This is a genomic window from Burkholderia sp. FW306-1C-G01B (assembly GCF_058781685.1).
Genome location: NZ_JBYSWZ010000001.1, coordinates 205,948 through 218,879, shown reverse-complemented (window position 1 = coordinate 218,879; position 12,932 = coordinate 205,948). Strand labels below are relative to the sequence as shown.

The 12,932-nt window shown below is 67.8% G+C and carries 11 protein-coding genes and 2 pseudogenes; 8 read left to right on the top strand and 5 right to left on the bottom strand.

Annotated features, from left to right (window positions below; genetic code table 11):
• Positions 1-27: 27 nt before the first annotated feature.
• From AC3WLY_RS00925 to AC3WLY_RS00910, 4 genes are all read left to right on the top strand, one after another.
• Entirely contained in the window at positions 28-1,503 is a 1,476-nt protein-coding gene (locus AC3WLY_RS00925; protein ID WP_492308389.1) for an efflux RND transporter periplasmic adaptor subunit, read from the top strand.
• Between the two features lie 137 nt (positions 1,504-1,640).
• On the top strand, positions 1,641-4,865 hold the full coding sequence (locus tag AC3WLY_RS00920; RefSeq protein WP_492308390.1) for an efflux RND transporter permease subunit: 3,225 nt from the start codon (positions 1,641-1,643) through the stop codon (positions 4,863-4,865).
• Entirely contained in the window at positions 4,865-5,548 is a 684-nt protein-coding gene (gene irlR, locus AC3WLY_RS00915; RefSeq protein WP_175960597.1) for a heavy metal response regulator transcription factor IrlR, read from the top strand. Before AC3WLY_RS00920 ends, irlR begins: the two co-directional genes overlap by 1 nt.
• Complete coding sequence (locus tag AC3WLY_RS00910; protein ID WP_492308391.1) at positions 5,545-6,969, top strand: heavy metal sensor histidine kinase; 1,425 nt, start codon at positions 5,545-5,547, stop codon at positions 6,967-6,969. Before irlR ends, AC3WLY_RS00910 begins: the two co-directional genes overlap by 4 nt.
• A gap of 82 nt (positions 6,970-7,051) precedes the next feature.
• Here the strand turns inward: AC3WLY_RS00910 and AC3WLY_RS00905 are convergent, their stop codons facing one another.
• Positions 7,052-7,336 carry a DUF4148 domain-containing protein gene (locus AC3WLY_RS00905; RefSeq protein WP_310131364.1) on the bottom strand — a complete coding sequence of 95 codons (285 nt, stop codon included), beginning with the start codon at positions 7,334-7,336 and terminating at the stop codon, positions 7,052-7,054.
• 141 nt (positions 7,337-7,477) lie between these two features.
• Here AC3WLY_RS00905 and AC3WLY_RS00900 point away from each other — a divergent pair, with 141 nt between their 5' ends.
• From AC3WLY_RS00900 to AC3WLY_RS00890, 3 genes are all read left to right on the top strand, one after another.
• Complete coding sequence (locus AC3WLY_RS00900; protein ID WP_492308392.1) at positions 7,478-7,873, top strand: hypothetical protein; 396 nt, start codon at positions 7,478-7,480, stop codon at positions 7,871-7,873.
• Positions 7,874-8,307: 434 nt separating this feature from the next.
• A complete protein-coding gene (locus AC3WLY_RS00895; protein WP_492308393.1) occupies positions 8,308-8,583 on the top strand; it encodes a DUF4148 domain-containing protein in 276 nt (91 codons plus the stop codon).
• A gap of 66 nt (positions 8,584-8,649) precedes the next feature.
• Positions 8,650-9,153 carry a hypothetical protein gene (locus AC3WLY_RS00890; protein ID WP_492308394.1) on the top strand — a complete coding sequence of 168 codons (504 nt, stop codon included), beginning with the start codon at positions 8,650-8,652 and terminating at the stop codon, positions 9,151-9,153.
• Positions 9,154-9,171: 18 nt separating this feature from the next.
• Here the strand turns inward: AC3WLY_RS00890 and AC3WLY_RS00885 are convergent.
• Positions 9,172-9,333, bottom strand: a pseudogene (locus tag AC3WLY_RS00885) (PLP-dependent transferase); the annotation flags it as partial.
• Between the two features lie 115 nt (positions 9,334-9,448).
• On the opposite strand from AC3WLY_RS00885, the gene AC3WLY_RS00880 reads away from it, so the two are divergent.
• On the top strand, positions 9,449-10,117 hold the full coding sequence (locus AC3WLY_RS00880) for an O-methyltransferase (RefSeq protein WP_310131374.1): 669 nt from the start codon (positions 9,449-9,451) through the stop codon (positions 10,115-10,117).
• Between the two features lie 24 nt (positions 10,118-10,141).
• Here the strand turns inward: AC3WLY_RS00880 and AC3WLY_RS00875 are convergent, their stop codons facing one another.
• The 3 genes and pseudogenes from AC3WLY_RS00875 to AC3WLY_RS00865 form a co-directional block, all read right to left on the bottom strand.
• The gene (locus tag AC3WLY_RS00875; protein WP_492308395.1) at positions 10,142-11,290 is read right to left on the bottom strand and encodes a DUF1176 domain-containing protein; all 1,149 of its coding nucleotides are present in this window, start codon (positions 11,288-11,290) and stop codon (positions 10,142-10,144) included.
• A 258-nt stretch (positions 11,291-11,548) separates the two neighbouring features.
• A pseudogene (locus AC3WLY_RS00870) lies at positions 11,549-11,677 on the bottom strand (nucleotidyltransferase); the annotation flags it as partial.
• A gap of 2 nt (positions 11,678-11,679) precedes the next feature.
• Positions 11,680-12,903 carry an RtcB family protein gene (locus AC3WLY_RS00865; protein ID WP_492308396.1) on the bottom strand — a complete coding sequence of 408 codons (1,224 nt, stop codon included), beginning with the start codon at positions 12,901-12,903 and terminating at the stop codon, positions 11,680-11,682.
• Between the last annotated feature and the right edge of the window lie 29 nt (positions 12,904-12,932).

The window sequence follows — 12,932 nt, the reverse complement described above, 5'->3', positions numbered from 1 at the left end:
GACGCCTCTTTTACCGGAAGGATCACCATGTCACGCAGCAGAATCCTGATCATCGCGGCGGTCGTGCTCGGCAGTGCCGGAATCGTCATCGGCGCACTCGGCGTCACGCGCAACAACGGCGGCAACGGCGCGGCCGCGTCGGCCGCTGCCGAAACCGCTTCATCCGCCGAAGCTGTCGGCGAGCGCGGCGGTGTCGTGCTGAAGCGCGGCAGGCTGTCCGTCGAGATCGTCATGACGGAAAAGCCCGGCGACGCGCGGCTCGTCGTCTATCCGTTCGTCGACGGCAAGCCGGCCGACAAGGGCGTGACCGTGTCCGGCACGCTGGTCCGCTACGACCGCACGCATGAACCGCTGCGTTTCGACGCGGCCGGCCAGAAGTTCGTGTCCGCGCTGTCGATCGCCAAGCCGCACGTGTTCGATGCGACGATCGACGTCAAGGCGGGCGGCGACGCGGCGTCGTTCCCGTTCGCGCGCGCCGACGGCGCGATCGCGCTGACCGACGCGCAACTGGCGACCTCGAAGATCGGGCTCGCGAAGGCCGGCCCCGCGCAGATCGCGACGCCGTTCCAGTTGCCGGGCGAGATCAAGTTCAACGAGGATCGCACCGCGCACGTCGTGCCGCGCGTGGCCGGCATCGTCGAGCAGGTATCGGTTTCGCTCGGGCAGAACGTCGCGAAGGGGCAGGTGCTGGCCGTGATCGCGAGCACCGATCTCGCGGACCGGCGCAGCGAACTGCTGACGGCCGAGCGCCGGCTGTCGGGTGCGCGCGCAACCTACGAGCGCGAACGCACGCTGTGGCAGGAGCGCATCTCGGCGGAACAGGACTACCAGCAGGCACAGGTGCAGTTGCGCGAGGCCGAGATCGCCGTGCAGAACGCGCGGCAGAAACTCGCCGCGCTGAACGCGCCGGCGGGCGCGGGCGCGCTGAACCGCTACGAGCTGCGCGCACCGTTCGCGGGCACGATCGTCGAGAAGCATGCGACGCCCGGCGAGGCGATCGCCGCCGATGCGAGCATGTTCGTGATCTCCGACCTGTCGACGGTCTGGGCCGAGATGGCCGTGCCGGCGCAGCGGCTGAACGATGTGCGCGTGGGCCGCGATGCGACCGTCAGCGCGACCGCGTTCGAATCGCGTTCGAGCGGCCCGATCGCGTATGTGGGCTCGCTGCTCGGCGAACAGACGCGCACCGCGCCGGCGCGCGTCGTGCTGCCGAACCCGGACGGCGTGTGGCGGCCGGGCATGTTCGTGAACGTGTCGGTCGACGCGGGCAGGCAGGGCGTGCCGCTCGCGGTCGCGAGCGACGCGCTGCAGGATGTCGACGGCGCACCTTCCGTGTTCGTGCGCTCGCCGAAGGGGTTCGTCGCGCAGGCGGTCGAAACAGGGCGGCGCGACGAACGCGCGACCGAAGTGCTGAAGGGGCTCAAGCCCGGGCAGGAATACGCGGCGTCGAACAGCTTCGTGCTGAAGGCCGAGCTCGGCAAGGGGAGCGCGGAACATGAATGAGCGTCACGCGCGTGCCATTGCACGATTTTCGACCCGCTATGCGGCCCGATATGCGGCTCGATTTGCGACCCGTCGAGTGACCGGTCGCGCGGCTCGTCCGGTGAGGGCGACCGTTCCCCGTTTCAAGGAATCCCGCCATGTTTGAGCGCCTGATCCGCTTTGCGATTGCGCACCGCTGGCTCGTGATGCTGGCGATCGCGGCCGTGGCCGCGCTGGGCGTCTTCAGCTACCAGAAGCTGCCGATCGACGCGGTGCCCGACATCACGAACGTGCAGGTCCAGATCAACACGGCCGTGCCCGGTTATTCGCCGCTCGAGGCCGAGCAGCGCATCACCTACCCGATCGAGACCGTGATGGCCGGGCTGCCGGGCCTCGAGCAGACGCGCTCGATCTCGCGCTACGGGCTGTCGCAGGTCACCGTGATCTTCAAGGACGGCACCGACATCTACTTCGCGCGGCAACTCGTCAACGAGCGCATCCAGGAAGCGAAGGACAAGCTGCCGGCCGGCATCGCACCCGCGATGGGGCCGACGTCGACAGGCCTCGGCGAAATCTACCTGTGGACCGTCGAAGCCGACGCGGCCGCGCGCAAGCCCGACGGCACGCGCTATACGGCGGCCGACCTGCGCGAACTGCAGGACTGGGTCGTGCGGCCGCAGCTCAGGAACGTGCGCGGCGTGACCGAGGTCAACTCGATCGGCGGCTACGTGAAGGAATACCGTGTCGCGCCGAACCCGGCGAAGCTGATGTCGTACGGGCTGACGCTCGCCGACGTCGTGCGCGCGCTCGAACGCAACAACGACAACGTCGGCGCCGGCTACATCGAAAAGCGCGGCGAACAGTATCTCGTGCGCGTGCCGGGCCAGGCGCGCACCGTCGACGACATCGCGAACATCGTGCTGACCAACGTCGGCGGCGTGCCGGTGCGGATGAAGGACGTCGGGCTGGTCGACATCGGCCGCGAGCTGCGCACCGGCGCCGCGACGTCGGACGGCGAGGAGGTCGTGCTCGGCACGGTCTTCATGCTGATGGGCGAGAACAGCCGGACGGTCGCGAAGGCCGTCGCGGCAAAGATGGAGGACGTGAACCGCACGCTGCCTGCCGGCGTGAAGGCGATTCCCGTGTACGACCGCACGGTGCTCGTCGAGAAGGCCGTCGCGACGGTGAAGAAGAACCTGCTCGAAGGCGCGATCCTCGTGATCGCCGTGCTGTTCCTGTTCCTCGGCAACATCCGCGCGGCGCTGATCACCGCGCTCGTGATTCCGCTGTCGATGCTGATGACCTTCACCGGCATGGTCAACGCGAAGGTGAGCGCGAACCTGATGAGCCTCGGCGCGCTCGACTTCGGGATCATCGTCGACGGCGCGGTGGTGATCGTCGAGAACTGCGTGCGGCGGCTCGCGCATGCGCAGGCGGCGGCCGAGCGGCCGCTCACGCGCGACGAGCGCTTCGCCGAAGTGTTCGGCGCGTCGCAGGAAGCGCGCCGCGCGCTGATCTTCGGACAACTGATCATCATGGTCGTGTACCTGCCGATCTTTGCGCTGACCGGCGTCGAAGGCAAGATGTTCCACCCGATGGCCATTACCGTCGTGATGGCGCTCGCGGCCGCGATGGTGCTGACTGTCACGTTCATTCCGGCGGCCGTCGCGCTGTTCATCGGCGAGCGGGTCGAGGAGAAGGAGAACCGGCTGATGGGCTGGGCGCGGCGCGCGTACGAACCGGTGCTCGCCGCGTTCATGACGCGCCCGGTGCGCGTGATGCTCGGCGCGGGTGCGATCGTGCTCGTCACGCTCGGGCTCGCGACGCGGCTCGGCAGCGAATTCATCCCGAGCCTCGACGAAGGCGATCTGGCGGTCGCCGCGCTGCGGATTCCCGGCACGAGCCTGTCGCAGTCGGTCGAGATGCAGAAGTCGATCGAGAAGACGCTGAAGGCGCGTTTCCCCGAGATCGAGCGCGTGTTCGCGCGCACCGGCACGGCCGAGATCGCGGCCGACCCGATGCCGCCGAACCTGTCGGACGGTTACATCATGCTGAAGCCGACGGACAGGTGGCCCGACCCGAAGAAGCCGCGCGACACGCTCGTGCGCGAGATCGAGGAAGCGCTCGCCGAGTTGCCGGGCAACGCGTACGAGTTCTCGCAGCCGATCCAGCTGCGCTTCAACGAGCTGATCTCGGGCGTGCGCAGCGACGTGGCCGTGAAGATCTTCGGCGACGACATGGCCGTGCTGAACCAGACCGGCGAGCAGATCGCGGCCGCGCTGCAGAAGGTACCGGGCGCATCGGAGGTGAAGGTCGAGCAGACGACGGGCCTGCCCGTGCTGACCGTCAACCTCGACCGCGACAAGCTCGCACGCTACGGCGTGAGCGTCGCCGACCTGCAGGACACGGTGGCCGCGGCCGTCGGCGGGCAGAAGGCCGGCACGCTGTTCCAGGGCGACCGCCGCTTCGACATCGTCGTGCGGCTGCCCGACGAGCTGCGCTCGGACATCGAGGCGATCAAGCGGCTGCCGATCGCGCTGCCCGCGCCGGCGGCCGGTGCCAGCGCGCCGCTCGCGGCGGCGCCGTACGTGCCGCTCGCGGAGCTCGCGACGATCGACGTCGCGCCGGGCCCGAACCAGATCAGCCGCGAGGACGGCAAGCGGCGCGTGGTCGTCAGCGCGAACGTGCGCGGCCGCGACGTCGGCTCGTTCGTCGCCGATGCGCGCGAGCAGTTGCGGCAGGACGTGCGCGTGCCGGCCGGCTACTGGGTGTCGTGGGGCGGCCAGTTCGAGCAGCTGCAAAGCGCGAGCGAGCGCCTGAAGCTCGTCGTGCCGCTCGCGCTGTTCATGGTGTTCGTGCTGCTGTTCGTGATGTTCAACAACGTGAAGGACGGCCTGCTCGTATTCACCGGCATTCCGTTCGCGCTGAGCGGCGGCGTCGTGTCGCTGTGGCTGCGCGGGATCCCGCTGTCGATCACGGCGGCGGTCGGCTTCATCGCGCTGTCCGGCGTCGCCGTGCTCAACGGGCTCGTGATGATCTCGTTCATCCGCAACCTGCGCGACGAAGGGGTGCCGCTCGACGCCGCCGTGCGCGAAGGCGCGCTCACGCGGTTGCGGCCGGTGCTGATGACCGCGCTCGTCGCGTCGCTCGGTTTCCTGCCGATGGCGTTCGCAACCGGCACCGGCGCCGAGGTGCAGCGCCCGCTTGCGACGGTCGTGATCGGCGGTATCCTGTCGTCCACGGCGCTGACGCTGCTGGTGCTGCCCGTGCTGTACCGCGTCAGCCATGCGGTGTCGTGGCGCGCCGCGCTTTTGGACAGCTTCGGCGGCGGGGTCGGCGCCGGTTTGCTGCGCCGGCTGGGTTTCTTCAAGGGTAATGCGTAATGCGAATTCTGATTGTCGAGGATGAGCCGAAGACGGGCGCCTATCTGCGCAAGGGCCTGACGGAGGCCGGTTATGTCGTCGACTGGATCGAGGACGGCATCACGGGCCAGCACCAGGCCGAGACCGAGGAATACGACCTGCTCGTGCTCGACGTGATGCTGCCGGGGCAGGACGGCTGGACGCTGCTGCAGAACCTGCGGCGCAGCAAGTCGACGCCCGTGCTGTTCCTGACTGCGCGCGACGACGTCGGCGATCGCGTGAAGGGGCTCGAACTCGGTGCCGACGACTATCTCGCGAAGCCGTTCGACTTCGTCGAACTCACCGCGCGCATCAAGTCGATCCTGCGGCGCGGCCAGCCGCGCGATTCGAACACCCTGCGCGTGGCCGATCTCGAACTCGACCTGACGCGCCGCAAGGCCACGCGGCAGGGCGACACGATCCTGCTGACCGCGAAGGAATTCGCGCTGCTGTGGCTGCTGATGCGCCGCGAGGGCGAGATCCTGCCGCGCGCGACGATCGCATCGCAGGTATGGGACATGAACTTCAACAGCGACACGAACGTCGTCGATTCGGCGATCCGGCGGCTGCGTTCGAAGATCGACGACGCATACGAACCGAAGCTGATCCACACCGTGCGCGGGATGGGCTACGTGCTCGAAGCGCGCGGCGGCGCGGCCGCATGATCGCGCGCCTGCTGCCGCGCACGCTGCGCGGCCGCCTGACCGCGCTGATCGTCCTGTCGACGTCGGTGATCCTCGCGTCGAGCGGCGTCGCGCTTTACGAAGCGCTGAGCAACCGCGTCGAAACGACGGCGGCCGAACAGATGGCCGGCATTTCCGCCGCGCTGGGCACGCATCTGGCCGAAGCGCGCACGACGGCCGACGTCGCCCGCAACACCGACATCTGGATCGACCAGCTGCACGGCCATCCGAACATGGATCTCGCGATCTACGATGCGTCGGGCACGCGCCTCGTCGGCACGCCAGGATTCCGCCCGTACGCGACGCTGCTGTCGCTGGACGCGGGGCGCGTGCCGGTCGGCGTCGCGCCGCCCGGCGCGCGGCACCAGTATCTGGTGACGACCGTGCCGCTCGCCGGCGCGGGCGCACCGGTGGTACGCGTCGCGGTGCAGTACGACCGCAGCGCCGACGTGCTGCTGTTGCGTACGCATGCTTATACGATCGTCGTGATCGAGGTGTTCGGCGTGGTGCTCGCGGCCGCGATCGCGTATGGCATCGCGGCGCTCGGGCTGAGCCCGCTGCGGCGTTTCGCGGCGCGCGCCGAGCAGATGTCGACGAGCCGGCTTGCGCATCCGCTGCCGGAGCTAGATACGTCAGGCGAGCTGAAGGAACTCGAACATGCGTTCAACGGGATGCTCGCACGGCTGAGCGAATCGTTCACGCGGCTGAGCCAGTTCTCGTCGAATCTCGCGCACGATATGCGCACGCCGCTCACGAACCTGCAGGCGGCCGCACAGGTCGTGCTGTCGCAGCCGCGCAGCGCGGATGAATACCGGAACGTGATCGAGTCGAGCATCGACGAGTATCAGCGGCTGTCGCGAATGATCGAGGACATGCTGTTTCTCGCGCGCTCGGAACAGGCCGGCACGTCGATCGACGTGCGGCGCCTGAATGCGGCGGAAGAGGCCGGGCGTGTCGCCGGCTACTACGAGCCGCTCGCGGAGGATGCGGGTGTGTCGGTGAAGGTCGACGGTCACGCGTGGGTCGATGCGGATCTCACGCTGTACCAGCGCGCGTTGAGCAACCTGCTGTCCAATGCGCTCGCCTACGCGCCGCGCGGCAGCGTCGTCACGATCGACTGCGTGGAGCAGGGCGGTGCGACGACGATCGCCGTGTCGGATACGGGGCCCGGCATTGCCGCGGAACATGTCGGGCGGATCTTCGAGCGCTTCTATCGCGTCGATCCGTCGCGGCACAATTCGGCGTCGGGGACGGGGCTCGGCCTCGCGATCGTCCGGTCGATCATGGACAACCACGGCGGCGAATGCGGCGTCGACAGCGATCCCGGCCGGCGCACGACGTTCTGGCTGCGCTTTCCGCGACGGCCGGCCGAGCCGACGCGGCCGGCCGTCATTCGCACCTGACATCGCGGGCGGGCACGCCCGCACGTTCGCCGCAAGGCGTTTGCGAGCGGCACGGTGCCCGCGGTCGCACGCCCGAGCGGCATCAGCGCGTCGCCAGGTTGTCGTGATTGTCGGCCTGTGGCTTCTTCTCGCCGCCATGCACCGAAATCCCGTGAAGCTCCTTGTTGCGCGCGACGATCTCGCTGGTCGGCGGGTATTGCGTCTTGCTCGTCGGCACGATGCCGTCGTGCTGCGCCTGCTTCAGTTCGTTGACGACTTGTGCGCGGGTCTTGCCCTGCGTTTGCGTTTGCGCGAATGCGGCCTGCGTGGCCATGCCGAGCGACAGCGTGGCGGTGACGAACAGTGCTGCGAGTTTTGCCGTTTTCATTGAGCTCTCTCCTTGATCAGGGTCGCCGGGTGGCGAACCATGGACCCAGTATGCGAAAGCAGCCATGCGCCACCGTGATCGGGAGATGAAAAAAACGTCAGATTGCGTGACGCGGCGGCGCGCCGTACGCGCTCGATCGACGTGACGCAATCGTCATGTTCGCGTCATGAGCGCGATGAGCGGGAAGCGGAACATGAAGCCTGCCGATGGCCCGCGCGGCCGACGGCATTCGCGCCGTTCGCGACAGCAGAATCGAAAGCGGGCGGTCATGTTAAGACTTTCATTTCGGACCGGAAATTGCATCGTCCCGCCATTCGCCTATCGTCGATCGCAGTCCTGATCGTCCCGTTTCTCGCAGGCTGCGCATCGCCACGTTCCGACACCGGAACGACCGCGCCGGCCGCCGCGCGCAAGCCGGTGCCGGTCGACCTCATGCCCGGCGAGCAGATCGACTATGCCGGGCACCGCTGCGGCAATCCGAACCTGTACGTGAAGACGCATCCGTGTTTGTTTCCGCAACGCAATCCAGCGCCGTGATCGTCTGCGTCGCGATCAAAAAAAAGGCCCGGTACTCGATGAGTCCGGGCCTAACGCGTGATCGTGCCGTGCGACAGCGACCCGCTGCGTGGATGGGAACGGGCATGGCCCGTTACCGTTCCGATCGTAGCGAAACGACGCATCGTGAACCTGATCGGAACATGAAATTTTTGTCACGCAGGCGCGAGCGTGCCGCCGCCGCGATCAGAATCGATGGCGCAACCCGGGATTGACGATGCCTTGCGTGCGCGTTCCGCCGTAGCCATAGGAGCCGATCGGCGCCTGCGCCGTTGTTCAAGACGAATTTCATTCGTATTGCGACGCAGTACATGCACGAACCATGACGAAACCGTCATGCCTGGATCACGATGCCGCACCGCCGCCGGATCAAAGTGAAGGCTCCTGTCACGGATTCCCGGCAAGGAGCGAACAACATGAACAATCCGCGACCGATGATCGCGATGACCGTTGCCGCGCTGTCGATCGCGGCCTCCTCGCAGACCGTGGCCGCGCAGGCGAAGACCCGGCAGGAAGTGCGTCGGGAATTGATGCGCGCGCGGCACGACGGCGTGATCCCGAGCCCGAATCACGACTGCCCGGCGAGCCCGGCCGCCGTCGCGCGCAATCAGGAAATCCATCGATCGACGGTTCGCCGCGGCGAGAACGCACCGGCGGTCGATGCGCACGACAACCGCTTCGCGGTGCGTTGATCGTTCATTCGCGGCCGGCTGCGACGCCGCTGCTCGGCCGGTTTTCCATATGAAAAGGAGCATGCCATGCGAACTATCGCAACAGGAATCATGCTGGCTGTCTGTTTGATGTCGACGGCCGCGATGGCGGCCGGCTGGCCGGAACGGGCGCTGTCGCATGCGTCGGTGCACGACGCTGGCCGCCGCGCGAACGAGCGGATGCGCTGCGAGTTCGCGGCCGTGCCGTCAGGCGAGTGGAGCGCGACATTCATGCGCGGACAATGCGAGGTCGACAACGGCCGGCTGACGTTCGTGCCGGCCGACACGGGCGGCGAGCCGAATGTCGCGGAGAAGCGGATCGTGCTGGGCGATGTTCGTAGCGCGTCGCATCAGTCGCGCAAGTTGAAGGAACAACTGCAACTGACGACACGCGACGAAGTGATCGCGCTGAACGTGCTGACCGACGACGGCAGCCGCAAATCGCGCGAGCATGCGATCGACTTGTGGACCGCGTTGCGCAACGAGGGCGTCTCGCCCGTCAACGGCACGCGCATCGTCGACACGTATCCGGCGGGCGCGACGACGCGGTAGCCGGCGCGCCCGTTCCGGTCAAAGCTGCGCGAGCGCCTGGTCGAGATCGGCGAGCAGGTCGTCGATATGCTCGATGCCGATCGACAGCCGCACCGTTTCCTCCTTCACGCCGGCCTTCGCGAGCTCGGCCGGCGACAGTTTCCGGTGCGTCGTCGATGCCGGGTGCGTCGCGAGCTGTTGTTGTGATGTCGAGCGATTATAGGAGCACGTGTGCTGCTGTCCTTAGACCGAATGGTGTGTTGCTTATGGGGATGCCGCGCATAGAATACGGTTTTCCGCAGACAGGAGGCGCGCGATGGATCAGGACCAGTGGAACCGGATGGATGCGTATTTTTCCGCGACGCTCGTGCCGTCCGACGATGCGCTCGATGCCGCGCTGGCGGTCAGTAACGCGGCCGGGCTGCCCGCGATCAACGTCGCGCCGAACCAGGGCAAGCTGCTGCAACTGCTCGCGACGATACGCGGCGCGCGGCGCATCCTGGAGGTCGGCACGCTCGGCGGCTACAGCACGATCTGGCTCGCGCGCGCGTTGCCGCCGGGCGGCACGCTCGTGACGCTCGAACTGAACCCCGAGCATGCGAAGGTCGCGACGCGGAATATCGCGCGCGCCGGGTTTGCTGAGGTCGTGTCGGTGATCGTCGGCAGCGCGAAGGACAGCCTCGCGCGGCTCGTCGATGCGGGTGGCGCGCCGTTTGATTTCATCTTCATCGATGCGGACAAGGACAACAATCCGGTCTATCTCGACGCGGCGCTGAAGCTGTCGCGGCCCGGCACGGTGATCGTGGTCGACAACGTCGTGCGCGGCGGGCGCGTGGCCGATCCGGACAATCGCGAGCCCGATGTGGTCGGCGTGCGGGAAGGCTTCGCGCGTCTCGCGGCCGAGCCGAAGCTCACGACGACGGCCGTGCAGACGGTCGGGCAGAAGGGCTGGGACGGGTTCTCGATCTCGATCGTCGGCGAGTGACGTGACGGTGGCGCGCCACGCGCGTCAGCGCTTTCCCGTCGCGTCGGCCCGGCGATACAGGCGTGGCCATTGATCCTGGAACAGGCCGTTGCAGGTGCCGTGCGTCGCGATGTCGGCGAGCAGGAAGCGCCGGCCGTCGAAGATCCACGACGCGGTCGAGCCGCAATCGCCGGCGCTGCGCAAGCGGACCTTGCTCGACAGCATCGCGCTGGCGGGATCGTAGCCGGCGTCGGTCAGTTCGTTCGCGAACGACGCCGAATCGAGACCCGCGTTCGCGTTCTCGCCGAAGTTCATCGCCATCGGCGCATACGGCGCCGACCGTCGCACGCGGTACCACAGGTCGGTGTGGTTATACAGGCTGCTGGTCTGGCACGGGATCGCGACGAGCGCCTCGTCGGCCGAGATCGCCACGGCGCGCGACGCCTTCCTGCGATCGCCGGCCGACATTTCGTCTTCGACATCGGCCGCGCATTGCTTCACGTCGGTGCCGAACTTCGCGAGCACGGCATCGACGAGCGGGCGCTGTTCGGCGGCCGACAGGCCGGCGACGGGCGGCGCCGGAACGACGGCGGGCGGCAGTGCCGGCGCGGCCGGCACCGACGAAGCGGGCCGGTTGCCGGGGCGCAGCAGCGCCGTGACCGTGCCGACGCGGCCCTGCGTGTCGTCGATCAGCAGCAGCGCCGCATTCAATCCCGACAGCGGCGTGCGCGGCGTTTGCGCCGACGCCGGATCGCCGAAGCTCAGCAGTTGTGCATTGCGCGACGCGGCGAGCCACGCGGCAACCGTTGCCGGATCGCTCGTCCGGATCCGGAACGGGTGCGCGTCGTCATTGTCCGGCTTGTCGCCGAACGCATGCCATTGGGCCGGCATCGCATCGAACGGGCGGCCATCGGTGCGTGCCGTGCGCAGATCCAGTGGCGCCGACGCGAAGATGTCGAGCGACGGTTGCGCATCGGGGCCGGCATCGCGCGTCACGCGCAGGATGAGATTGGTGCGCGCATCGTCGATATCGTCGGCGTGGCTTTCGGCAATGCAGCGGTTGCCGTTGTCGCAGACGACCGACCAGCTCTTGAAGTCGCGCTCGACCGGCGGCCGCGCGAGCGGGCGTGCCTGCGCGGCGAGCGAGGAAGCGGCGAGGAGGGCGGCGAGGGCGAGCGAAAGGCGGTGCGACATGACGGTTCGTATCGGCTGTGAACGGGCGGGCGGAAGACGTCGGCGCTGCAGGCGCATCGTCGGCAAGCGGTGCACATGGAGTGCAGCGGCGTATGACGCGGTGGGCTTTGCAGAACGGATCAAGTATACCGCCGCAACGGATGGCGGCGGACGCGACGACACGTGGTATGCGGGCACGCACGTTGCTCACCGGCAGCGGCTGGGCGCGTGCGGACGTGCAAACGGCGCGATGCCCACAGGCATCGCGCCGTTCGTCTTTCATCGACCGTCGACCACGTCGCGCAGGAACGTGTCGAGCATCGCCACGTCGCCCCACGGCCGCTTGTATTCGCGATCGTGTTCGGCATCGGCGAGCATCGTCTCGACGAGCGCGTGGATCGCGCGCCGCGCTATCCTTTCACGCACACCACCTGGCGCAGCGTATGCACCACTTCGACGAGGCTGCGCTGGGCGGCCATCACCGCGTCGATGTCCTTGTAGGCCATCGGAATCTCGTCGACGACACCCGCGTCCTTCCGGCATTCGACGCCTTGCGTCGCCTTCGCCTGGTCGTCGGCCGTGAAGCGGCGCTTCGCTTCGGTGCGGCTCATCGTCCGGCCCGCGCCGTGGCTGCACGAGCAGAAGCTTTCCGGGTTGCCGAGCCCGCGCACGATGAAGCTCTTCGCACCCATCGAACCCGGAATGATCCCGAGCTGCCCCTTCTGCGCGGATACCGCGCCCTTGCGCGTCACGAGCACGTCTTCGCCGAAGTGGCGTTCGCGCTGCACGTAGTTGTGGTGGCAGTTCACCGCGTGCTCGTCGACCGCGAACGGCTTGCCGATCACGCCGCGCGCCGCGCCGATCACCGCGTCCATCATCGCCTGCCGGTTGCGCCGCGCGTAGTCCTGCGCCCAGCCGACCGCTTCGACGTAATCGTCGAAGTGCCGGCTGCCCTCGGTGAAATACGCGAGGTTGCGGTCCGGCAGGTTCGCGATGTGCTGCCGCATGTCGGCCTGCGCGAGTTCGATGAACAGGCTGCCGATCGCGTTGCCGACGCCGCGCGAGCCGCTGTGCAGCATGAACCACACGTGGTCCGCTTCATCGACGCACACTTCGATGAAGTGATTGCCGGTGCCGAGCGTGCCGAGATGCGCGTAGTGGTTCGTCTTTTCCAGCTTCGGATACTTGTCGACGATTCGCTGGAAACCCGGCAGCAGCGATTTCCACGATTCGGTCACGGCGGCCGACGTGCGATCGCCCCACGCGCCCGGATCGCGGCGGCCCGGCGCGCGGCCGTGCGGCACCGCGCGTTCGATCGCGCTGCGCAGCCCGGCGAGCGAGTCCGGCAGGTCGGACGCCGTCAGCGTCGTGCGCGTGGCCATCATCCCGCAGCCGATGTCGACGCCGACCGCGGCCGGAATGATCGCGCCCTTCGTCGGAATCACGCTGCCGATCGTCGAGCCCTTGCCGAGGTGGACGTCCGGCATCACCGCGACGTGGCGGAAGATGAACGGCATCTGCGCGGTGTTGCGCAGTTGCGCGCGCGCTTCGTCCTCGACGGCGACACCTTGCGTCCACATCTTCACCGGCTTGCCGTTCGCCAGTTCCATCACCTGATAATCCATGTCAGTCATTTGCTTCACCATTCATTCATTTGCCCGGC